Origin of the sequence: Natronospira elongata (genome assembly GCF_034931365.1) — a bacterium.
GTDB classification, from domain to species: Bacteria; Pseudomonadota; Gammaproteobacteria; order Natronospirales; family Natronospiraceae; genus Natronospira; species Natronospira elongata.
Map to the genome: position 1 here is coordinate 132,938 of NZ_JAYGII010000001.1, position 22,416 is coordinate 155,353.

The following is a 22,416-nucleotide window of genomic DNA, read 5'->3' on the forward strand; positions in this document are numbered from 1 at the left end:
AATTGTCAGTGGTAGCCAGCATCACTGCTGACTTTGCCCCGGAATATCCAATAGGTCCAGGCCGTGTAGCCCAGCACGAAGGGAATCACGAACAGGAAGCCCAGGAGCAGGAACAGCTGCGATCCGGGATCGGAGGCCGCATCCCAGAAGGTGTGTTCCGGGGGTACGGCATAGGGCCACATGCTGATCAACAGGCCGATGTAGAACAACACGAAAAGCGTCATGGTGGCCACGAATGGGGTGCCTTCCAGACGTCGGCGAATGGCGCTGTACAGCCACCAGCAGACCAGGAGAGTGGCCAGCGGGAAGATCCATAGTATGTGGGCGTTATCGAACCAGCGATTGAAGACGCGTTCGTTGGCCAACGGGGTCCACACGCTGACCACGACAAAGAAGGCCAGCATGCCTGCCAGCAACCAGGGCGTGATTCGCCAGGCCCAGGCCTGGGTTTCACCCTCGGTCTTCAATATGGTCCAGGTCGCGCCGAGCAGGGCATAGCCCGTGACCACGCCCAGGCCAGTCATGATGGTGAAGGGCGTGAGCCAGTCGAATGGGCCGCCTACATATTGAAAGCCTTCGGTTTCAAAGCCCTGGATATAGGCCCCCACCACTGCACCCTGGGCAAAGGCGGCCACCGTGGAGCCGATATTGAAGGAATGATCCCAGAGGTAACGGGAGCGGTTGGCCTTGAAGCGGAACTCGAAGGCGATGCCGCGGAAGATCAGGCCCGCCAGCAAGAGAAAGACACCGATGTAGAGGGCCGGCAGGAACACGGTATAGACCAGCGGGAAGGCCGCCAGCAGGCCAGCGCCTCCCAGAAGAAGCCAGGTTTCATTACCGTCCCAGACCGGTGCCACCGAGTTCATCATGTCGTCGCGTGCCCGGTCGCTGGGGGCAAAGGGAAAGAGAATGCCTACCCCCAGGTCGAATCCGTCCATGAGGACGTACATCAGGACCCCGAAGCCGAGAATCAGGATCCAGATCATGGTCAGGTCGATCAGTTCCATTGTTAGATCCTCTTAACGCTTTCCCGGGAGGTCCCAGGGTTGATCTTCAAAGCTGGTGTCGACGGTGGACAGGGGGCGCTTCGCGACCCCGCTTTCCTCGCTTTCCCGGGTAAAGGATTCCGGGCCAGACTTCATCACCCGACTCAGGTAATAGACACCGGCCAGGAAGACCACCGCATACACGAGCACAAAGCCAATCAGAGTGAAGAGGGCCATCCCCCCGGTCAGGGAGGGGGTGATGCCTTCCTCGACTCGCATGATGCCGTGAACCAGCCAGGGCTGACGGCCCACTTCGGTCACGAACCAGCCTGCAAGCACCGCCACGAAGGGGGCCGGAATCATCCAGGTATACAGCTTGAGCAGGCGGGGCGAGTCATACAGCGTGCCCCGAAGCAACTGCACCAGGCCGGCCAGGGCCGCGATGATCATCAAAAGGCCCAGACCCACCATGATGCGGAAGCTCCAGAACACGGTGGGGACATGGGGGCGGTCCTCCGGGGCCCATTCCTTCAGCCCTGGTACCTCGCCATCCAGTTCGTGAGTGAGAATCAGACTGGCGCCTTTGGGAATGCCGATTTCCAGATAATTGCGCTCGCCGCGTTGGCTGGGTATGGCGAACAGCAGCAGCGGCGCACCTTCCTGGGTTTCCCAGATCCCCTCCATGGCGGCCACTTTTTCCGGTTGGTGCTCGAAGGTATCCAGGCCATGCAGGTCACCCACCACCAGCTGGGTGGGTGCGAGCACGGCCATCAGCACCACCGTCATTGACAAGGCCTTGCGGCTGCTGGTGGTGGCCTTGCCCTTGCGCAGATACCAGGCGGAGATGCCCAGGACGACAAATCCGGCGGTGAGGAAAGCAGCCAGGGCAAAGTGCAGGAAGCGCAGGCCGAAGGAGGGATTGAAGATGGCTTCACCCCAGGAGGTCATCTGGAAGATACCGTCCTGCAACTCGACGCCGGCAGGGGTCTGCATCCAGCTGTTGGCGGACAGAATCCAGAAGGACGAAATGAAGGTGCCAACCGCCACCATGCAGGCTGCGAATAGATGTGTGCCCGGTGGTACCTTGTTGCGGCCGAACAGCAGCACACCGAGGAAGACCGCTTCCAGGAAGAAGGCGGTGACCACTTCGTAGCTCAGTACCGGACCCAGGAAGTTGGCCGAGGCATAGGAGAAAGCGCTCCAGTTGGTACCGAACTGGAAGGCCATCACAATGCCCGACACCACGCCCATGCCAAAGACGACCGCAAATACTTTGGTCCAGAAGCGGGCAAGTTCCTCATAGACCGGGTTGCGGGTGCGATAGAGCAGGGCTTCCAGGTAGGCAATGAAGGCCGCCAGGCCAATGGTGAATACCGGGAATATGGCATGGAAGCTCACCACGAAGGCGAACTGGATGCGGGAGAGGAGAACGGGATCGAGTTCCATCGCAGCCTCGCTTGAAAATGCGCCTACAATCAGACCACGCCCTCCGGGGTGGCCCATGAACTCCTTGACTGGCGGTTGGACCTGAAGGTTCAGCGCAGCTGATGATCACCGCCAGGACTTTCACTTTAACACATCCTTATATAAATGCGAGGGGCATCTGTGGGTGATCAGATTACCTGGTCGGCCCGGGGCTTTCCGGTCAGTGCCTCAAGCTGCGCCGCCTCGCTGGCCAGGGCCCGCATGGGCTCGAGAACGGTGACCATGTCCTGCCGGCAGTCTTCCTGGGCAGGCATGTGCTGCTCAAGATAAATTCGCAGCGTTGCCCCCCGAGTGCCGGTTCCCGACAGCCTGAAGACGGCGCGGCCGTTGTCGGTGAACAGGCGGTATCCTTGAGCCTCCACCCGGTGGCCACTGACTGGGTCGGTATAATCGAAGCGATCCACCGGACAGTCCCGGTATTCGCCGGCTTCGACCAGGGTCGAGAGTCGCTCCATCACAGCCTGGCCCTGTTCAATGCTGAGATTGAAGTCGTGGCGGGCAAAGTAGTCGCGGCCAAAGCGGGACCAGTGCTCGTCCAGCAGTTCCGCCACGGTCATGTCCCGGCTGGCGAGGATTTGCAGCCAGGCCAGCACGGCCCAGAGTCCATCCTTCTCTCGAACGTGGTCGCTGCTGGTCCCAAAACTCTCTTCACCGCAAAGGCGAATATAACCGCCGTCCAACAGACTGGCGAAGAAGCGCCAACCCGTTGGGGTTTCGTGGCAGGGAATGCCGAGTTCCTGGGCGACCCGGTCCAGGGCACGGCTGGTCGGCATGGAGCGGGCCACACCCTTGAGCCCGTCAGCCAGTGCCGGTATGCAGTGGTGGTTGGCGGCAATCACCGCCAGGCTGTCACAAGGCGACACTACCAGCGCTCGGCCATTCTGACGGCCCAGGATCATATTCCGATCCCCATCGCCATCCGAGGCGGCGCCGATTTCGCCTTCCGGCAGGGCCTGAAAGGCCTCCAGGAAGGCATGCGCGTCATGGGGGTTGGGGTCGGGGTGGCTGCCGTTGAAATCCGGTTTGGGCTGCCCATTGCGGACAACATCTTCACTCAGTCCCAATTGATGGACGAATATCTCCCGGGCGTAGGGGCCGGTAACAGCGTGCATGGCGTCGAAAACAAAACGCCTGGGTTTGTTGTGGAGCCAGTCCCGGATGGCATCGAAATCGAAACACCGCGCCATCAGGTTGACGTGTTCCGCCACCGGGTCGACCACTCGAATCATCATGTCCTCGAGACGGCTTTCGCCGATTTCGGCAAAACCCGGGCAGGTCTGGTCGGAGATGTGGTACTGCCGGATCTCACGGCTGCGCGTATGGATTCTGTCAGTCAGTTCCGCCGGCGCCTGTCCACCACCCGCGATATTGAACTTGATACCGAAGTCCCCATCGGGGCCACCGGGATTGTGGCTGGCAGTGAGCAGAAAGCCACCGGCCGCCGATTCCTGAGCGATCAGATGAGCGGCTGCCGGTGTCGAAAGCAGGGCCTGACATCCGATAATTACCTGCTCGACCCCGTTGGCGGCCGCCATGCGAAGGATGGTGTCGGCGGCCTGATCGTTGAAATAGCGTCCGTCGCCGCCGACAACCAGGCGGCCACCTTTCAGTGACGGCACTGAGTCGAATACCGCCTGCACGAAGTTTTCCAGGTAATGGGGCGTCTGAAATCGACTGACCGGCTTGCGTAGTCCCGCAGTGCCAGGTTTCTGGTCATCAAAGGGGGTGGTGGCTACATCCTTGATTGACAAGGGAATCTCCTTGGGCAGTGCAGTGAATTGGCTGTGATATATTGGCACCATGCTAATCCAGACCGACAAGCAGGGGATCCGCCTGGTACCGAGACGCAGCTTTGCCGGCCTCATGGCGCTCTATGAGAGCAATTATCGCAGATTGGCCCAGCTGATTGAGCCCCTGGATGATCCCCCAGCCCGTGCCCGTTCCCATGTTGTCGCGGACCCTGTGCTGCACCTTGAGACGCTGGAGCGGTGCCGCTACACAGCGACACTGCGGCTGACCTATTGGTTCGATTCCGAGCACGGTTTGCTGCCGGATCCGGATCTGGTGGTGCGCATCTACCAGGATGCCCGCATGGCTGAAGTGACTTCCTGCTGTGAATTTCATCGCCATCGCCTATTGCGGCCGTGGGTAACCCCTGGGGGCGAGGAGATTCAGGAGCGATGGGCCCGAAATCAGATGTTCTACAAATGGCTGGAGTTCTGTCTCGAGAAGGGGCATCGACTGGGTCAGCAGGAAATGGCATTTTAAGGCTTTGCTGGATGGTCACGGGTGGTTTTTCCCATCAAAGTGGCCACAATTGGGAGGGGACTGTCGGGTCCCGTGGCTGCAAAAGGAAGCTGCCATGCGAGAGTGGTTAAGCCAGTTGCCGGTAATTGGTCGCCTGTTTACGGTGCCGGTACCTGAAGAGCGTCAAATTGAACCTCCAAGCAATCCGCAGCTCAATGCCGAACGTGCCAGGAGCCGCCAGCTGAGCGAAGAGCTGGAGCAGCTCAGGGAGAAGGCGACACGCCTGGATGAGCAGGTTCGCGAACTTGAGGCGCGGGGCGCTGCCAATGAGAGCAAGATTCAGGCCCTGGAAGAGATGCTGGCCGACCCTGATCGTGCTCAAAATGCCATTGTTTACTATCAGCTGCGTGAGATCTGGTTTGCCTGCCACCGGGAATTGGTCAACCTGGTCAAGGAGCTGAGCAGGCACATGGAGCAGGAAGAGCGTCAGCAGATGCTGGCCCGCTATCGCCAGGAACAGGAACGGGAGGCGACCGAACTTGAGCGCAGCCTGGAGGATTTGGCGGCAGAGCAGGAGGAGATTGAGCAGCGTCGCCGCAAGTTGCAGGAGGAGCTTTCCCGCTCCCAGCGTATCTGGCACTACTTCAAGCGCAAACGGTTGACCGAGACGCTCGCCGGAATAGCCGATGAGCTAAAGCCTGTCGATGCCCAGATGTCCGACCTTCGCAACAGAATTCGGGAGGTTCAAGGTCGAGAACCACCGACATTTATCGGGTTGAGTGTTGAAGGCAGGCGGCAGGTCAATCTCGCGGCCATTGCCCTGGCCCAGTATCTCTATCTTCGTTTTCGCAAGGACAGCATCGCCGACATGGCCCGTAGTGCCCGCCGAAAACCGGTGCATGAAGCCTACTTCGGGCCCACGGACGAGTGCCTGAAAATCATGCGTCAGATTCGTGAAGTGGAAGGCCGTTGGCGGAGCGACCGGGAACGCCCGGAAAAAGTCCGCCGTCGTGCCCGCTATCTGGCCGGGATGGTGAAATACAAAGAGGCGAAGCAGACCGCGCCGGACATGAAGTCCATGGACCATCTGCAACCGAGTATTTCCGCTGAAGGCTCGGAAGTGGTTGGAGATTCCACGCCACTGCCGGTTAATGTGCTGGAATGGGACCTTTGGGATCTCAGGGAAGCCATGCTGGGGGCTCCCCCTGCCGCGGTTGAGGAAAAGCTCGACGCGGATCAGTGACAAATCCGCGTCGGGCTCCGTTTGGCGCTGCTACTCGTCCGTCTTGATCGCGAGCAGACGGGCGGCGAAACGGCCCTCATGGTCCTCGTAGTCACCAAGCAGACGAGCAAGGTCGGCCACAATCCGGGTACTTTCAGTCAGCAGGATGTCCGGGTCACCGCTGCCTTCTTCCACTTCGTCCAGATCCTGGAGCGCCGCTTCACCACGGGCTGCGCGGCGAACATTCTCCTGGGCCAGGCGACGTTCACGGGCCTGCTCCTGCTCCTTTCGGCGTTCTTCGATATTGAGTGAGACATGCTTGCGCTCCTGGGCCTCCCGGTAGACGCGAATATCGTCCACCAGGGCGCTGAAATCGATGTCTCGCGCCGACCGCTCTTCATGCAGCTCGCTCAACTGCGCCACCAGTGACTGAGGCAGCCATTCACCGTCATAGCTGGCGGGATCGATCTCATCCCATCCCAGGGCGTTGTCCTTGGTGCTTTCGCCATAATCTTCCAGGGAAACTGCCGAGGGCAGCTCAACATCCGGAATCACGCCTCGATGCTGCATACTGCCGCCGCTGATGCGATAGAACATCCCGATGGTGAACTTGAGCTGCCCCACATCCTCCTCGTCCGAGAACCAGCGCTCCAGGTCGAGCAGGTTCTGTACGCTGCCCTTGCCGTAAGTCGGTGAGCCGATGACCACGCCCCGGCCATAGTCCTGAATGGCACCGGAGAAAATCTCGGACGCCGAGGCGCTGAAGCGATTGACCATTACCCCCAGGGGGCCGTCCCATTCCACCGAGCCGGGAGCCGTCTCGGCAATTTCCAGCTCGCCTCGGGTGTCCATGAGCTGCACCACCGGTCCACCGTCCAGGAAAAGGCCTGCCAGCTCAGTGGCCTCCATCAGGGATCCACCGCCATTATTGCGCAGATCCACCAGTACCGCGTCCACCTCGGATTCCTTCAATTCGGCCAGCAGGCGGCGAACATCCCGAGTGGTGCTGCGGTAATCCTCGCGCCCCTCGCGACGGGCCTGGAAATCCATGTAGAAGGTCGGAATGTGGATTACCCCCACCCGGTAGCTATCGTCGCCCTCTCCAATCTCTCGGATGTCCTTGCGCGCGGCCTGTTGGTCGAGCTGGACCTCGCTGCGCACCAACTCAATGGTCTTTTCCGGGTCGCCTGGCACGGCATCCGCCGGCAGGTAGCGCAGGCGTACCTTGGTACCTTCAGGGCCCCTGATTAGCTGGACGGCGTCATCGGTTCGCCAGCCGACGATATCCTGCATGTCGCAGTACTCACGTGCGGCCACGCCGGTGATCCGATCCTGGGGGCGCAGGGTGCCGTCCTGGTCGGCGGGCCCGCCGGAAAGAATTTCGGTGATGGTCACGTACTCGTCCCTGCTTTGAAGGGCCGCACCGATCCCTTCCAGGCTGAGACTCATACGCATCTCGAACTCTTCCGCCTCTCGTGGTGAGAAATAGGCAGTGTGGGGATCGAGCGCATGAGCGTGGGCGTTCATGAAGGTCTCAAAGATGTCATTCTGACTGCTTTGGCTGACCGTGCGCCGAAGATTCTGGTAGCGGCGGGTGAGGGTGTCGTTGATGTCTTCCCAATCCCGCTCGGCCAGTACCAGACCGAGGGCATCGTTCTTCAGGCGCTTGCGCCAGACCTCGTCAAGTGCCTCGGAGGACTCGGCCCAATCCGCGTCACTCCGATCAACCAGCATGGTCTCATCGGCGTCGAAATCCGGCTTCTGCTCGAGGAAGGCCAGGGTATACTCCAGCCGCTCCTCCAGGCGATCACGGAGGCGTTCAAACAGCTCAAAGGCCAATTTCACCCGATCGCCGCTGCCGTTATCGCCGCCCTCGCGGACCAATTCGGCGTGACGCGCCTGAAACTCCTCCACATCGTCGGCCAGCAGGTAGAAGCGGCCGGGGTCGATGCGGTCAAGATAGTTGTCGAACACTTCCGACGCCATTTCCGCCGTGAATTCCCGCGCCGCGAAATGGTGTCGCTCCAGCAGCCCGGTGATCAGTCGGTCCAGGAAAAGTTGCTGGTCACTGGGTTTCAGTGGGCGTGGCGTGGATTCATCCGTGTGGCCCACATGGCAGACATCCATGTCCTTGTCGCCGTTTTCCTCGGCGAGCACGGGGCTGGTGAGCAGTCCGCTCAGTATCAAGGCGGTCAGAAAGGCCTGCAGGAGTTGCCGCATGAAGTCGTTACTCCGGTCCGTTGTTCTCAGGGGCGTGGCCCCGTCAGTAGTCGTTATTGGTCAGCATATTGGAACCTGACAGGGATTTCGAGTTCCAGTGCTGTGCCGATGGCTCCCGTTGCAATGTCCGCCCCAATACGGATAATTGCGGCGGCAAATCCGCCGTCAACCCCGCGAGGCCTCCTTCAATGAAACCCCTGGCAGTACTCAACGGCATCATCATGGGGTCCAGTTTTGCCATCTGGATCGGATTGGTCGTGGTGTTGTTCTTGTATGGGCTGAATGCCCATTATGACTATATCAGGGAAGAGATTCCCAATCTGGTGGTGCATGCCGTGATATTCACCGGTGTAACCGTCGTGGCGGCCCTGAGCTTCTGGGGGACGGTGCGGGAGCGGTGGTGGTTGTGGTACGGACAGGCCGCCATGTATGCGGTTCTCGCGGCCGTGGTGGTCTATTACTGGCCGGAGTGAGTCAGGAACGGGGCCTTGGCCCGGCTCAGGCCAGGCGGCTCTCGTAGAGTTCGGCCAACATTGCCGTTACCGCCAGCGATAATCGCTCCAGTGTGGCCTCATCGGCGTAGACCCGATTGTGGAAGGCCAGCTGTTCGGCGATGCGGCGGGCGCGGGCCGGGGCATGGGCCATTCTCGCCCAGGAGCGATAGTCTGTTGCCAGCCGGGCCATTTCTTCCGCCGCCGGAAGGCCTTCCTGCTTCATGGCCGCGCTCACTTCTTCCCGAAGTCTACCGAGAAGGGCGTCCAGATCAGATTGCATGACCGTTCTCCATTCAAGGAATTCCCTAGAAGGGCAACAGCTTGACGGTCATGGCGGTAATGACCACCGCCCCAACCAGATTAAGTCCCAAGCCTCTCAGCGCCATGCTGCGGATCGGCACCCGCCCGGTCCCGAAAATGACCGCGTTCGGGGCCGTCGCCACCGGCATCATGAAAGCGCAGCTGGCGCTCATGGCAGCGGGAATCATCAGCAGCAGGGGATCAATGCCTGCCGCCAGGGCGGTGGCAGCCATGACCGGCATCATCAGTGTTGCCGTGGCCGTGTTCGAGGTGGTCTCGGTCATGAAGGTGATGGTCAGGCAAATGCCCAGGACCAGGACCGCCAGGGGCCAGTGGGTGTAGGCGGCAATGGCCTCGCCCAGGCTGGTACTCAGGCCGCTGGCTTCGAAGGCCTTGGCAATGGCAATGCCACCGCCGAACAGAATCAGCAGCCCCCAGGGAATGCCTTCGGCGGTTTTCCAGTCCAGTACCCGGCTGCCGCGTCCGTCCGGCACAAGAAAGCACAGCACGACCACGGTCAGGGCCACGGTTGCATCCCCGGTGTAGCCGGGCATGGGCAGCCAGGCCGACCAACCGCCCAGGGGATCGGTGCGGGTCATCCAGGCCAGGGCAGCCAGGGCAAAGAGTGCCAGCACCCGGCGCTCGGCCGGCTGCCAGGGGCCCAGACGCTCGATCTCCAGTTTCTCCCCCTGCGGCATCCGCCAACCCAGGAAGAGCCAGGTGATCAGAATCAGGAGCAGGGACGTGGGGACGCCAATGCGCATCCAGTCCAGGAATGAGATTTCCTCGCCGGTCATCTCGGTGTAGACGCCCATGAAGATGACGTTGGGGGGCGTCCCAATGGGGGTGCCCAGACCGCCGATGCTGGCCGCCCAGGCCATGCCCAGCAACAGGGGGATGGCCACGCGCCTGTCATCGCAGCCCTTGAGCACCGCCAGCGCTACCGGCAACAGCATCAGAACAGTGGCGGTATTGGATATCCACATGCTCAGCAGGCCGCTGGCGAGCATGAAGCCCAGCAGTAGTCTTGCCCCGCCCTGGCCACCGACCAGGGTCACCATGCCCAGGGCCAGGCGCCGGTGGGCGTTATTTCGCTCCATGGCGGTTGACAGGATGAAGCCCCCAAGCAGCAGCAGGATCAGGCTGTGCCCATAGGCCTGGGCCACCTCGCCATGGGGCAGCACCCCGAGCAAGGGGAAGGCGGCAAAGGGGATGATGGAGGTGGCGGGAATGGGCAGGGCTTCGGAAATCCACCAGGTCGCGCAAAGCCCCGTCACTGCGGCGGTCCAGCAGGCCTCGATCGGCAATCCCTGGCGGTGGCATAGCAGGAAAAGGGCAAGTGCTATCAAAGGACCGCTGATGAGCCCGGTTTTCTTGATCTCCGGCATTATTCTGTTCCGGCTGATGAATGTCAGGGCTTTGGCAGTCACGTATAATGCCGGTCTGACTTCGAATGAACAACTGGAGCTTGTGTGATTGCGGAAACGGACCAATCAACCCTTCGGGCCGCGGTGGTGGGCGTGGGCTACTACGGCTCATTCCACGCCGAGAAGTACGCAACCCTGCCAGGTTGCGAACTGGTGGCGGTCGCCGATCACAATGAAATGCACGGCGAACGGGCGGCTGTGGAGTATGAGGTCCCCTGGTTGCGGGATCATCGGGAACTGATCGGCAAAGTGGATGTGGCCAGCGTAGTCGTGCCTGCCAATGCCCACTATCAGGTGGCCAAGGACCTGATCGAGGCGGGCATCCATGTCCTGGTGGAGAAGCCGATCACTGAGTCGGTTGGACAGGCCCAGGAGTTGATCGATCTGGCGGCGGCCAATGGCGTGACCTTGCAGGTCGGACACCTGGAACGGTTCAACCCCGCTTTCCAGGCTCTGCCGGACAATCTGCGCACACCCGACTACGTTGAGTCCCACCGCTTGACGCCATTCCCCAAGCGCAACGTGGATGTGAGTGTTGTACTGGATCTGATGATTCATGACATTGATCTGGTTCACGCCCTGATTCCGTCACCGGTGCGTCAGATTGAGGCCAAGGGCGTGTCGGTGTTTTCCGATGCCCTGGATCTCGTCAATGCCGTGATTCATTTCGAGAATGGCGCGGTGGCCAATCTTACTGCCAGCCGGGCCAGTACCCAGCCCCAGAGAACCCTGCATCTGTTCCAGCACAATGCCTATACGGTATTGGACCTGCATGCGAAGGATCTGCTCATTCAGCATCGTGCCAGCGGTGAGAAGGGTGATATCGCCGTTGAGGAAATCCGTTGCGATAATCAGGATATCCTGCGCTCGGAAGTTGAAGCCTTTCTGACTGCGGTACGTTCCGGGCAAATGCCGATGGTCACGGGTCAGGATGGCAAGGCTGCTCTGGCAACGGCACATCACATCATGGAGGTGGTGCGTCCTGATCGTGCGCCCATGGAGCCCCTGTCCATTGATCAGGCCGTCGACACCCATGAAGGGCACGTTACCCATGACACTCACCCGGAGACCCGAGAGCCCGTTTTTTCTCGCAGCTCTCTGGTAGGCAAGAAATCCAAGAAGGAGTCCTGATGGTTCCGCTTTTTGATCCCAAGCCCCAGCATGAACAGGTGGCTGCGGAAGTTCATGCCGAGACCCGCGCCGTTCTGGATAGCGGACAGTTCATCCTTGGTCAGCACGTCAGGGCCTTCGAGGAAGAAGTCGCGGACTATCATGGTGTGTCGGAGGCGATTGGTGTGGCCTCGGGTACCGATGCCTTGCATCTCTCGCTTCTGGCTGCCGGTGTGGGTCCGGGGGATGAGGTCATTACCTCACCTTTTTCCTTCATCGCCGGAGTGGAAGCGATCCTGTATTGCGGTGCCACCCCGGTGTTCGTGGATATCCGCCGGGACAGCATGAATCTGGACGAGTCCTTGCTGGAAGAAGCCGTCACCGAGCGTACGCGCGCCATCATGCCGGTGCACCTCTTTGGTTTGGCCCAGGACATGGACCGGATCATGGCAGTGGCCGAGAAACATGGGCTAAAGGTCATCGAAGACTGTGCTCAGGCTTTCGGTGCCCGTTTTGATGACCGCCCGGTGGGCAGTTTTGGTCACAGCGGCTGCTTCAGCTTCTTCCCGACCAAGAACCTGGGCGGGTATGGCGATGGTGGCTTGGTCACCACGGACGACCCCGAAATGGCCGAGCGTATTCGGGTCTTGCGCAGTCATGGCAGTGCGGTGCGTTACCACCACGATGTTGTGGGCTTCAACAGCCGCCTTGATGAAGTGCAGGCGGCGGCGCTCCGGGTCAAGCTTCGCCATCTGGAGGATTTCAATCAGTCACGCCGAGAGATCGCCGCTCGTTACCAGGAGGGCCTGTCGGGCCTGCCAATTCGCCTTCCCGAAGCGGGGGACCGCCATTACCAGGTTTATGGACAGTACACGGTGCAGGTTGAAGGCCGCGACAGGGTTCGTAAGCGGCTGGGGCAGGCGGGCATTGGCACGGCGATTTATTATCCCATCCCCCTGCACAGGCAGGCAGTCTGCGGTGATCGATATCAGTCTCTGAGTCTGCCCGTATGTGAGTCGGTGGCCGAGAGTTGCTTCTCCCTGCCCATGTTCCCAGGGATGACCCTGGATCAGGCCGACGAAGTCATTGCGGCAGTCAAGGAGTCCCTTAGCTAGGGAGCCTCTGATCAATCCATTAATGGATTGATCAGAGGCTCCCTGGAACCGGGGCTGGCCCCAGAACCAGACCACCAGGAAGGCGTATGCCTGGGTCTAAGGGCTCGGGCATACGCCATTTAGGAATGCCTTACTGGACTTCGCGCTTGCCCAGCCAGCGGGCGTATTCGCGGATGAAATCCCGGATGATGGTTTCCCGGGTAATCTCGGACGTATGGGCGCCATGGCTGCTGTCGCGGCCGAGGCTCACTTCGGCGCGCACGATGTGACTTTCCTTGCCCGGATCACCCAATTCCGGGAAAGCGAAAAACATGCGGTGGTAGGCGCGGCCCCGCACCACATAGGAAAACTCTTCCTCGTCGGCGTGAAATACCGTCAGAGCAACCTGATAGTCACGCCGCTCGATCTCGCAGCGTCGGTCATATTGCTCCAGCTCCTCCTTCAGGGCCTCCAATGCGGGAATGGCCGTCCGGCTGATGAAGTTCGATATCTGCCGCCTGGCGTGTTCCACGGAGGCGTGAGACATTTGCGGAGGTGACTGCATCTCCTCTTCGATCACCCTCTTGAGATCCTTGCGCCAGTCGGACATGAGCTTCTCCTTTTGTGATTCCCGGCGATCAGCCGCCATTCAGTATTTGTCGTGCACTCTCCACTGATTCTATCAGGCCGGCGAGGCAATGCACCCCACTGAGGCCCTCCCGCCGGTGGTCGCGGCGGTGGACGACCGTCGGCTACTGCTTGCCGCGCCTTGCCACCCCCGGTAGCATCCCGCCTTTGAATCCACGACTCGACCCGCACTGTTCGGGTCTCATGGCCTCATTTGCAACAGGGTAAGATTTCCATGAGTGAGCAAGGCCCCAACACCCAGACAAGTCCGCAGAAACCCCGAATGGAAGATCGCGGCTGGTTCACCCGCTTTCTCGACACGGTCGAGTGGCTGGGGAATCTCCTCCCTCATCCGGTGACATTGTTCGCGATTCTCTGCGTATTGATGATCCTGATCAGTGGTGTGGTGGGCTTTTTTGACCTGTCGGTGGAGGATCCGCGGCCTGGCGCCGTTGGTGAGATCCAGGCCAACAGTCTCCTCAATGGAGATGGTCTGCGCTGGCTGGTGGAGAACCTGGTCTCGAATTTCGTTGGCTTTGCCCCTCTGGGTGTGGTGCTGGTGGCCTTGCTCGGGGTGGGGGTGGCGGACAAGTCCGGTCTCCTGAGCGCGGTGATCCGTTCCATTGTCATGAAGGCGCCGCCAAAGTTGATTGTCGCCGCACTGGTGTTCTCCGGGATAATCTCCAATACCGCCTCGGAAATGGGCTATGTGGTGCTCATTCCTCTGGCCGGGCTTATCTTTCTCGGTCTGGGTCGTCACCCATTGGCAGGCATGGCGGCGGCTTTTGCCGGTGTGTCCGGGGGTTACAGTGCCAATCTATTGCTGGGCACCATCGACCCCTTGCTGGCCGGCATTACCCAGGAAGCCGCGCAGCTCATCGATGAGAGCTATCGGGTGGATGCCACTGCCAACTATTTCTTCATGATCATCTCCACGTTCGTGATCACCGCGGTCGGGACCTTTGTGACGGTGAAGATCGTGGAGCCCAAACTGGGTGAATACGATCCCTCCAATGCCTCGGAGGATCTCAGCGACGAAACCAGTCTGGATCCGATTACTCCTGAAGAGCGCCGGGGCATGAAGTGGGCCGGCATTGCAGCTCTGGGCATGCTGGGCCTGTTTGCCCTCTCGGTGGTGCCCGAGTGGGGTGTTTTGCGGCATCCCGAGACCGGGGAGGTGGCCCATTCACCCTTCCTCAACGGCATTGTTGCCCTGATTTTCGCTTTTTTCCTGGTGCCGGGTGTGGTCTTCGGTGTGGTAACGGGGCAGATGCGCAATGACCAGGATGTGGTCAATGCCATGGCCAGTGCCATGAGTACCCTGGGCCTGTATATCGTTCTGGTGTTTTTCGCGGCTCAGTTTGTGTCCATCTTCGGTGAGACCAACCTCGGGCGGATCCTCGCGGTGATGGGGGCCAACGGCCTGCAGAATATTGGTCTGACCGGGCCGCTGGTATTCCTGTTCTTTATCCTGATGTGCGGCATGGTCAACCTGAGCCTGGGGAGTGCCTCGGCTCAATGGGCGGTTACCGCCCCCATCTTCGTGCCCATGCTGATGCTGATCGGCTACAGTCCCGAGGTGATTCAGGCGGCTTACCGGATTGGTGATTCCACCACCAATATCATCACGCCGATGATGAGTTACTTTGGCCTGATCATGGCCTTCATGGTCAAGTACGACCGCAACACGGGTATCGGTACCATCATTGCCATGATGCTTCCCTTCAGCATCTTCTTCCTGATCAGCTGGATCACCCTGTTCTTTGTCTGGGTCTTCCTGCTGGGCATGCCGGTGGGGCCGGGTGCACCGACCTACTATGATATCGGGGCGGCGACCGGGTCTTAGGAGGCTATGAGCTTCGAGCTCAACGCTGCTGTGGGAGCGGCATTCCAGCCGCGACAGGGGGCTGGTCACAGCCTTTTTCGCGGCGGACGCCGCTCCCACAGGCGGGTAGGTGCGAGGCTTTCCTTGCTCCTGTCAGTATGAATTCGGCTAGCGAATGTGTTCCCACCCCCAGGGCTCGGGTGGATTGTCTATCGCTTCGCTGAGATCGAAGGCGAGACGGAATACCTCGTCGCTGCCTTTGCGGCGGACCTGATAGTAGAGTCGGCCATCCTCGACCTCCATGGTCCAGACCCCACCCACGCTGCCTGGCAGCATGGCCAGTGTTTCATCGTCCACGGGGAATTTCAGCTGGTTACCGTCCGCCGGTGGGCGGGCCAGGCCGCCATAGTAGTGGGTATCCTGCACAGAGCCGTCCTGGTCGCGATGCTGATGCTTGAGGGTGACACCCCAGGGGTGGCGCTCCAGGACCCAGGTCCGGGAGCGGTCGTCACCCACATGCAGGGGCATCAGCATGCGCGAATCTTCGCAATGGCGCAGTTCCACCACCACATCCCGCTCACGGAAGCCATCGTCGCCCGGACGTGAGGCGACCAATTCACCCCGAAAGGCTTGCCCGCAATGAGGCGCCAGGGCCTGCCAGAAGCCGCTTCCTGGCCCCGTGGCGGGACGCTCAGGGCCTTGGGCTGTCTGGCCTGTTTCTGTGGGTGTGGTGCCACAGGCAGTTAGCCCAATGGATGCCAGTAGCACCAATCCGGTGGCCAGTTGACGGCAGGGCTTGTGAAAGAATGGTGAGGTAGTGGGGGCGGTCATTTGTCCTCCTGGGAATCGCTGATTGATCCATCCGCACCTGGCGAGGCGCAACGGGCGTAGTGTAGCCCCTGTGCAATGGGTACGCGAAGCGGCAAGCGATCCGCAACTTGTGTTCGGATCAGGGCTTGGTGTCTGGCCCGGGGGAGGGGAGAATTGCGCCTCCGGCATGAACCGAACAAGGGGGTGAGGTGGGAAAAATGCAATCGCTCCGGGTGCGGAGGGAGCAATCAGTGCACCCCGCCCGGTGGAGTCGGACGGCTCGGTGCGTATAATAGGCGACCCGGAGCTGCACCAGTGGCCCCGGTCCTTGAAAATCGTTACCGCCCAGAAGATCAAGAACAGGGGTTTTCCTCATGACCAAGATCGCCTTGCAAGCGGCCGCCGATCCCGAGTCCCGGGAGAACCTGGAGAAGACGCTGCTCGAGCCGGTGGTGCTCTCCGAGCTGAGTTCCATTCGCGGGACTGGTATCGCTGAGGAGCTGGCTACCATCTACCCCGGTGACATGGCTCGCATTGGCGGGGTCAAGTCGGGCCGGGCGAGTGAGCAGAAGGCCGAATGGGAGAAGCTGCAACGGGGCGATGTCGTGCTCTTCATGCGCGATGACATGGTTTTTCTGTCCGGTATCGTGACCTATCTGGTCAAGAATCCCGATCTGGCCCGAGAGCTTTGGGGTGAGGACGACAAGGGACAGGTCCCCGAGTGCATTTACTTCGTGGATGAGGTCAAGGATCAGTTCATTCCCCGCAAGACCATCAATCGGCTCATGAATCTGGGTGACGATTATGACTGGCCGGGTTTTGAGGTTCACTTGGAGGAAGCGGCGGCGCCGGTGGTCTACGGCTATGAACTGGAAAGCCATGTTTACTTTCCCATCGTCAGTGAAGACGAATACAAGCAGATCGTCCAGGAGATTGATCGTACCTCTCCCCTGGATACGGAAGGCCGGGCACGCCTGCGCAAGGAAGATGGCTTCCTTAGGGATCAGCTATTCCGGGGCAAGGTGATCGAGGAATGTGGCATTTGCGGCAACAAGTATCCCACCCAGTTCCTGATCGCCGCTCACATCAAGGATCGCTGGCACTGTACCACCGAGGATCGCCTCGATTACGAAAATATCGCCATGCCCATGTGCAAGCTTGGCTGTGAAGAGCTCTACCGCCGCAACTACGTCACCGTGATCGATGAGCGGGTGGCGGTGACTCGGGCGAAGGTGGACAGTAACGACCTCAAGGCCATACTGGTTCGCCTGTCGGGGCGGGTCTGCCCCTGGTTCAAGGGCAGTCGGAAATATTTCGATTGGCACACACGGCTCGGGAAATACTTCTGATTCGACAAACCGCTCAGGATGTCGAGTAACGGCGCCCTTAGGGGCGACGTTTCATTCCAGGCCCAGATCCCGCCGGTGATTGCGCCACCAGCGAAACTCATGCTGATTGCTGTAAAACCACTCGGTGAACTCTCCAAGGGTTTCGCGTGGGTCGGTTTCGCTGTCGATCTCACCGCTGCGAAAATACTCCCGAAGGTCTCTGAGGGCTGGACGGTACTCGGTTCGGAAGCGGACTGACAGTTGGGGATGGGCCTTGGTCAGTACCGAGTTCCGGACCTGAGTCGCATGCATCAGGGCATCGTCCAGTGCCTCCAGCACCGGTTCCACTGTCTCGCCGCCAGGCTCCCAGTGGCGCGGCAATTCATTGGCCAGACCGGCGGCCCGGCGTGCTTCGGCCAGGGACTGGAAAATGTGGCGAGCGTTCTGCTTTTCGCTGGAGTCCCAGGAAACGCCAAACTCGCAGCCCGCCAGGCCCACTGCCAGGGCCAGCAGAAGCATCCAGCTACACTGTCGCATCATTCTTCTCCGGTTTCGTCCACCTCGCAGCCGATTATGGCTTCAACATCCAGTCTGGCGCCACCAAGGGTCCGGCCTTCCGGGCTCAGCAGCCACTCGCCATTATCGCTGGAAACATTGACCCCGACCCGCCCCAAGGCAATGCCTCGGATATCGCTGACCCGAGCCTCGATGTAGGGTTCGCCTTCCTCGCAGTCCGGTTTGGCTACCCGGTTACCCTCCAGGGTGTATTGTTCCTGCTGAATCTCGTCGTCCACGCTGACCGTGACAACGCGTGCGGCGTCAAACAGGCCGTTTTCATCGGTATCGAGCTGCCCCAGGAGCTGGAATGCAACAACCGCCAACAGCAAGACGCCATAGAACAGCATCTCCAGGCCGCCGCGCCCTTCGCTGACCGGACCCACATCTTCGTCGGCCGGCATTTCGGTTCTCTCTTCCGGGTGGCGTATATAGCGTTCCGCCGATTCCGGGGTCAGGTGCCCCTGTTTGGGGTAGGCGAGATCACTGGGATGACCGTTGGGCGGTGTCAGATCCTTGGGGCTGCCGGGTCGTTTCATGAGCATGTCCAGTTCTGCGGTACCTGACTATCTCTTAACACATCAGGCCCGTCCGATGACAGTCGGTTCCCTTGAGTAGGCCAGGCATGCGCCCTAGGGGCGCAGAATGCGCAACCAGAGGCCCAGATTGATGAGTGTGGCAAGCGACTGGGCCAGGTAGGTCAGGGCCGCCGCCTGCAGGATCTGGCGGGCGCTGGACCGGTCCTGCTCGTGGAGATAGTCCCCCCGTTCCAGCAGGGGCAGAGCGCGACCGAAGCTGGCATCGGTCTCCACCGGCAGGGTGATCAGGTGGACGAGGGCCATCACCAGCATGGAGGCCAGACCGGCCAGGACCATGATCAGCATGATCCCGGGTGCCCGGAGCAGCAAAGCCAGAAAGGGACCGATCATGATCATTCCCACGCCGATCCGTTGAAACGGCTGGGCCAATCGGACCAGCCTTTGTCGCCACCGGAACAGCCTCATGCCATCGGCATGCTGAATGGCATGACCCAGCTCATGGGCGGCCACCGTGATGGCAGTCAGGGAGCGCCCGTCATGGTTTTCCGGGGACAGGCGGATGGTTGCCGAGGAGGGGTCATAATGGTCCTGACCGCTGCCCGTTCTCTCCACCCGCAGGGCCTCCAGGCCCAGCCGGCCGGCCAGGTGGTGAATCAGCTCCGCCCCCGTGCCCGGATAGCGGTCGTCCGGCTCATGATGCCGCCGCATCACCCGGTTGACCCACCAGCCGGGGAGCCACAGCAGAAGAACCAGAAGCACCAGAAAGATCGGGAATAGCAAAATAACCTCCAAGGGGGCATGGAAATGCACTGACGCGGGGACGCCGCTAGCCAGTGCGGTCCTGAAATGAGAAAATAACAGGAATTGACTCATCCAACAGGCCATCCCGGCCAGACGACCCGTGGAGCAGTCGGCATGAGCGAGTTCAAGGGTATCCCCATTGTTCGCAGCGGCCAGAAGGTGCGCAAGCCCCAGGGCTTTACTGCGATCAAGGACGGCATGAAGGCACGTCCCCAGACCGAGGACAAGCCGCGTGGCCGCAAGCCGAGCTGGCTGCGGGCCCGCATTCCCGCCGGGGAGAAGTACCAGGAAACCCGCCGGAATGTTAAGGAAAACCGCCTTGCCACGGTCTGCGAGGAGTCCAAATGCCCCAATGTGGGGGAGTGCTGGAACAATGGCACCGCGACCATCATGCTGATGGGCGATGTCTGCACTCGGGCCTGCCGCTTCTGTTCCGTGGATACGGGCAATCCCCGTGGCTGGCTGGACCCGGAGGAACCGGCGAATGCCGCCCGTTCGGTCCAGCTGATGGATCTCCAATACGTGGTTCTGACCTCCGTGGACCGGGATGACCTGGATGACGGCGGTGCCCAGCATTACGCCGACTGTGTCCGAGAGATCAAGCGAGTCAATCCCAAAACCGCGGTGGAAGCTCTGACTCCGGATTTCCAGGGGCGCCTGGAGGACGTGGAAACGGTCGTGGATTCGGGTATCGAGGTCTTTGCCCAGAATGTGGAGACGGTGGAGCGCCTGACCCATGTCGTGCGTGACCGGCGTGCCGGTTACGATCAGACCCTGCGTGTCCTGGCCCATGCCAAACGCTATCGACCGTCTGTCCTGACCAAGACCAGTCTCATGCTGGGCCTGGGCGAGACCGAAGAGGAAATCGACCAGGCCATGGACGATCTGCGCGAAATCGGGGTGGATATCGTCACTTTCGGCCAGTATCTCCAGCCCACGGTCAATCACCTGCCGGTGGAGCGCTTTGTCCCGCCAGAGGATTTTCGCAAGTACCGGGAATGGGGCCTGGCCAAGGGCTTCCTCGAAGTCGTCTCCGGGCCGCTGGTCCGCTCCAGTTACCGTGCCGACCGGGTACTCGAGAAGAACAACGTCGGCATGGACGACGGTAGCTCGGCGGCCTGATCGTGGTGGCCTGGCTGGTGCTGGTCACCGGCGGTGCCGTCGGCGCCGTTTGCCGCTACCTGCAGACGCTTGCGGTTCAGCATCTGGCCTCGTTCGACTTTCCCGTAGGGACCCTGAGTGTCAACCTGAGCGGCAGTCTGCTGATCGGGGTCCTGGCGGGCCTGATTCAGCTTGATCTGCTGCAAGGCAGTGAACATGGCCTACTCTGGCTGGCATTCGGGGTCGGCTTCTGTGGCAGCTATACCACGCTCTCGTCCTGGAGCCTGGACACTTTGCGTCTGGGCCTTGAAGGCCGGCCCTGGCTTGCCGCCATCAATCTCGTGCTCACCCTGCTTGCCTGCCTGTTCTGTGTCACGCTCGGATTCCTGGGGGGGAGGGCACTTGTCGGCTAATGGCATCACCTTGCGATTATTGCCTTTCGTCGCGCTTGGGGGGGCGTTGGGCAGTGGCCTGCGCCATGGCCTGCAGCTATTGCTGGGCGAGCCCGGTGGCGCCCTTATGCCCATCGGGATTGAAGCCACGCTGACGGCCAATCTGCTCGGCAGCCTGCTGATTGGCGCCCTCGCGGTCTCAATGCGATGGCATGAGTCACTCAAGGGCAGGGTGGCAGTCCAGGCTTTTCTGCTCACGGGGCTTTTGGGTGGTTTCACCACCGCCTCGGTTTTCAGCCTTGAACTGCTGATGCTGCTGGAGAGCGACCAAGCGGGACTGGCGCTGGCTTATGGTCTGTGCACCTTCCTGAGCTGCCTGTTGGCCGCCGCCATTGGTTACTGGCTTGCCTGGCGAGTACTCCGCCGGCCAGGATTGCGGCGTCTGGCCCGAATACGTCGACGTAGCTCGTGAGCGTCGGTAGTCGCCGGCAGCGAGGGCAGCACGCCCTGTTTCTGGCCTTGCCGGTTCTGGCGGCCATGGTGTCCCAGAACGTCATGAACCTGGTGGACACGGCCATGGTCGGCACCCTGGGGGATGCGGCCCTAGCCGCGGTGGGCCTTGGGGGCTTCGCCATCTTCATGTGTCAGGCCCTGGTCCTCGGGGTGGGGACCGCGGTTCAGGCCATGGCGGCCCGCCGCAAGGGGGCGGGGCAGGGTGGCCAGACGGCGGAGCCCCTCAATGCCGGCCTGCTGATCTGCCTGGTAGCGGGCCCACTGCTGTCACTGCCGCTTTTTTTCGCCATACCGCCCGCCTATCCCTGGCTCAATGCCGACCCGGAGGTCATTGAGAAAGGCGTTCCCTATCTGCAGACCCGGATCATCGCCATCACCTTCATGGGCATGAACTGGGCTTTTCGCGGCTACTGGAACGCCGTGGACATGGCCAGGATGTACTTGTTCACCCTGGTCACCATGCACGTTCTCAACATCTTTCTGAATTATGTCCTTATTTTCGGGCATTTCGGCGCGCCCGCCCTCGGCGTCACCGGCGCCGGTCTGGCCTCGGCGATTGCCACTGCGGTGGGAACCCTGGTTCATGTCTATCTGGCCCGTCGCCATGCCGGCAGTGCCGGTTTTTTTCGTACCCGCCCGCCAATGGACGTCATTCGGCGCCTGCTGCGCATATCCCTGCCGAACGGTGTGCAGCAACTGTCCTTTTCCACCAGTTTCGTGGTTCTTTTCTGGATCATCGGGCAGATCGGTACTCGAGAAGTGGCGGCAGCCAGTGTCCTGATCAACATCATGCTGTTGGCGGTATTGCCGGCCATGGCCCTGGGGCTGACCACCGCCAGTCTGGTGGGACAATCTCTCGGTGCCGGGTCGGTCCGCGATGCCCATCGCTGGGGCTGGGATGTGGTCCGCCTGGCCCTGGTGATGCTGGGCATACTGGCCTTGCCCATGTGGTTGCTGCCCGAACTGCTGTTGTCCGGTTTCATCCATGATGATGAAACCCGCTCGCTGGCGATTACGCCCATGCGCCTGGTCGGGGTGTTCATGGTGGTGGAAGCCTTCGGCATGATCCTGATGCACGCCTTGCTGGGTGCGGGGGATGCCCGTCGGACCATGCTGACGGCGGTATCCCTGCAATGGCTGGGCTTTCTGCCCATTGCCTGGTTGGTCGGGCCGGGGCTGGGTGGGGGATTGTTGGCAGTCTGGCTGGCCCAGGGCGCTTATCGACTGGTCCAGGCGATGGTTTTCACCTGGTTATGGCAGCGGCTTAAGTGGGCTCGCGTGAAAGCCTAGGGGTGCGATCATGGTCTACAGCGGCCGGACGCTCGAAGAGTGCGGCGGGG

Annotated in this window: 22 protein-coding genes; 11 read left to right on the forward strand and 11 right to left on the reverse strand. The window is 60.9% G+C overall.

Annotated features, from left to right (window positions below; genetic code table 11):
• Positions 1–5: 5 nt before the first annotated feature.
• From cydB to VCB98_RS00690, 3 genes are all read right to left on the reverse strand, one after another.
• The gene (cydB, locus tag VCB98_RS00680; protein ID WP_346049414.1) at positions 6–1,007 is read right to left on the reverse strand and encodes a cytochrome d ubiquinol oxidase subunit II; all 1,002 of its coding nucleotides are present in this window, start codon (positions 1,005–1,007) and stop codon (positions 6–8) included.
• Between the two features lie 12 nt (positions 1,008–1,019).
• The gene (locus tag VCB98_RS00685) at positions 1,020–2,432 is read right to left on the reverse strand and encodes a cytochrome ubiquinol oxidase subunit I (RefSeq protein WP_346049416.1); all 1,413 of its coding nucleotides are present in this window, start codon (positions 2,430–2,432) and stop codon (positions 1,020–1,022) included.
• Positions 2,433–2,599: 167 nt separating this feature from the next.
• A complete protein-coding gene (locus tag VCB98_RS00690; protein WP_346049418.1) occupies positions 2,600–4,222 on the reverse strand; it encodes an alpha-D-glucose phosphate-specific phosphoglucomutase in 1,623 nt (540 codons plus the stop codon).
• A 49-nt stretch (positions 4,223–4,271) separates the two neighbouring features.
• On the opposite strand from VCB98_RS00690, the gene VCB98_RS00695 reads away from it, so the two are divergent.
• Positions 4,272–4,739: a DUF1249 domain-containing protein gene (locus VCB98_RS00695; RefSeq protein ID WP_346049420.1), complete on the forward strand. Its 468-nt coding sequence runs from the start codon at positions 4,272–4,274 to the stop codon at positions 4,737–4,739.
• Between the two features lie 94 nt (positions 4,740–4,833).
• Positions 4,834–5,961 carry a hypothetical protein gene (locus VCB98_RS00700; RefSeq protein WP_346049422.1) on the forward strand — a complete coding sequence of 376 codons (1,128 nt, stop codon included), beginning with the start codon at positions 4,834–4,836 and terminating at the stop codon, positions 5,959–5,961.
• A gap of 30 nt (positions 5,962–5,991) precedes the next feature.
• On the opposite strand, the gene VCB98_RS00705 is transcribed toward VCB98_RS00700, so the two are convergent.
• Positions 5,992–8,160, reverse strand: coding sequence for a carboxy terminal-processing peptidase (locus VCB98_RS00705; protein ID WP_346049424.1), 2,169 nt, complete (start codon positions 8,158–8,160; stop codon positions 5,992–5,994).
• A 188-nt stretch (positions 8,161–8,348) separates the two neighbouring features.
• On the opposite strand from VCB98_RS00705, the gene VCB98_RS00710 reads away from it, so the two are divergent.
• A complete protein-coding gene (locus VCB98_RS00710) occupies positions 8,349–8,633 on the forward strand; it encodes a hypothetical protein (protein ID WP_346049426.1) in 285 nt (94 codons plus the stop codon).
• Positions 8,634–8,658: 25 nt separating this feature from the next.
• Here VCB98_RS00710 and VCB98_RS00715 read toward each other — a convergent pair whose 3' ends face one another.
• Together VCB98_RS00715 and VCB98_RS00720 are read right to left on the reverse strand one after the other, a co-directional pair.
• Positions 8,659–8,934 (reverse strand): hypothetical protein, encoded by a 276-nt coding sequence (locus VCB98_RS00715; RefSeq protein WP_346049428.1) that lies wholly within the window; start codon positions 8,932–8,934, stop codon positions 8,659–8,661.
• A 25-nt stretch (positions 8,935–8,959) separates the two neighbouring features.
• The gene (locus VCB98_RS00720; protein WP_346049430.1) at positions 8,960–10,342 is read right to left on the reverse strand and encodes an SLC13 family permease; all 1,383 of its coding nucleotides are present in this window, start codon (positions 10,340–10,342) and stop codon (positions 8,960–8,962) included.
• Positions 10,343–10,426: 84 nt separating this feature from the next.
• Between VCB98_RS00720 and VCB98_RS00725 the strand changes: the two genes are divergently transcribed.
• Both VCB98_RS00725 and VCB98_RS00730 read left to right on the forward strand, forming a co-directional pair.
• Entirely contained in the window at positions 10,427–11,512 is a 1,086-nt protein-coding gene (locus tag VCB98_RS00725) for a Gfo/Idh/MocA family protein (RefSeq protein ID WP_346049432.1), read from the forward strand.
• Positions 11,512–12,606, forward strand: coding sequence for a DegT/DnrJ/EryC1/StrS family aminotransferase (locus tag VCB98_RS00730; RefSeq protein ID WP_346049434.1), 1,095 nt, complete (start codon positions 11,512–11,514; stop codon positions 12,604–12,606). Before VCB98_RS00725 ends, VCB98_RS00730 begins: the two co-directional genes overlap by 1 nt.
• A 130-nt stretch (positions 12,607–12,736) precedes the next feature.
• Here VCB98_RS00730 and VCB98_RS00735 read toward each other — a convergent pair whose 3' ends face one another.
• Complete coding sequence (locus tag VCB98_RS00735) at positions 12,737–13,195, reverse strand: hypothetical protein (RefSeq protein ID WP_346049436.1); 459 nt, start codon at positions 13,193–13,195, stop codon at positions 12,737–12,739.
• A 252-nt stretch (positions 13,196–13,447) separates the two neighbouring features.
• Between VCB98_RS00735 and VCB98_RS00740 the strand changes: the two genes are divergently transcribed.
• Complete coding sequence (locus VCB98_RS00740; protein ID WP_346049438.1) at positions 13,448–15,058, forward strand: AbgT family transporter; 1,611 nt, start codon at positions 13,448–13,450, stop codon at positions 15,056–15,058.
• 147 nt (positions 15,059–15,205) lie between these two features.
• Here VCB98_RS00740 and VCB98_RS00745 read toward each other — a convergent pair whose 3' ends face one another.
• Positions 15,206–15,868, reverse strand: a complete 663-nt coding sequence (locus tag VCB98_RS00745) for a hypothetical protein (protein ID WP_346049440.1) — start codon at positions 15,866–15,868, stop codon at positions 15,206–15,208.
• Between the two features lie 353 nt (positions 15,869–16,221).
• Here VCB98_RS00745 and VCB98_RS00750 point away from each other — a divergent pair, with 353 nt between their 5' ends.
• Positions 16,222–17,196 carry a hypothetical protein gene (locus VCB98_RS00750; RefSeq protein ID WP_346049442.1) on the forward strand — a complete coding sequence of 325 codons (975 nt, stop codon included), beginning with the start codon at positions 16,222–16,224 and terminating at the stop codon, positions 17,194–17,196.
• A 51-nt stretch (positions 17,197–17,247) separates the two neighbouring features.
• On the opposite strand, the gene VCB98_RS00755 is transcribed toward VCB98_RS00750, so the two are convergent.
• The 3 genes from VCB98_RS00755 to VCB98_RS00765 form a co-directional block, all read right to left on the reverse strand.
• Positions 17,248–17,712, reverse strand: coding sequence for a hypothetical protein (locus tag VCB98_RS00755; protein WP_346049444.1), 465 nt, complete (start codon positions 17,710–17,712; stop codon positions 17,248–17,250).
• Positions 17,712–18,275 carry a hypothetical protein gene (locus VCB98_RS00760; RefSeq protein ID WP_346049446.1) on the reverse strand — a complete coding sequence of 188 codons (564 nt, stop codon included), beginning with the start codon at positions 18,273–18,275 and terminating at the stop codon, positions 17,712–17,714. The genes VCB98_RS00755 and VCB98_RS00760 overlap by 1 nt, the downstream gene beginning before the upstream one ends.
• 87 nt (positions 18,276–18,362) lie before the next feature.
• Positions 18,363–19,052, reverse strand: a complete 690-nt coding sequence (locus VCB98_RS00765) for a zinc metallopeptidase (RefSeq protein WP_346049582.1) — start codon at positions 19,050–19,052, stop codon at positions 18,363–18,365.
• 132 nt (positions 19,053–19,184) lie between these two features.
• Here VCB98_RS00765 and lipA point away from each other — a divergent pair, with 132 nt between their 5' ends.
• From lipA to VCB98_RS00785, 4 genes are read left to right on the forward strand one after another with little or no spacing between them, the layout of a single operon-like run.
• Positions 19,185–20,192 carry a lipoyl synthase gene (gene lipA, locus VCB98_RS00770; RefSeq protein ID WP_346049448.1) on the forward strand — a complete coding sequence of 336 codons (1,008 nt, stop codon included), beginning with the start codon at positions 19,185–19,187 and terminating at the stop codon, positions 20,190–20,192.
• Positions 20,193–20,194: 2 nt separating this feature from the next.
• On the forward strand, positions 20,195–20,584 hold the full coding sequence (locus tag VCB98_RS00775; protein ID WP_346049450.1) for a fluoride efflux transporter FluC: 390 nt from the start codon (positions 20,195–20,197) through the stop codon (positions 20,582–20,584).
• Positions 20,574–21,035 carry a fluoride efflux transporter FluC gene (locus VCB98_RS00780; RefSeq protein WP_346049452.1) on the forward strand — a complete coding sequence of 154 codons (462 nt, stop codon included), beginning with the start codon at positions 20,574–20,576 and terminating at the stop codon, positions 21,033–21,035. The genes VCB98_RS00775 and VCB98_RS00780 overlap by 11 nt, the downstream gene beginning before the upstream one ends.
• A complete protein-coding gene (locus VCB98_RS00785) occupies positions 21,032–22,366 on the forward strand; it encodes an MATE family efflux transporter (RefSeq protein ID WP_346049454.1) in 1,335 nt (444 codons plus the stop codon). Before VCB98_RS00780 ends, VCB98_RS00785 begins: the two co-directional genes overlap by 4 nt.
• Positions 22,367–22,416 lie beyond the last annotated feature (50 nt).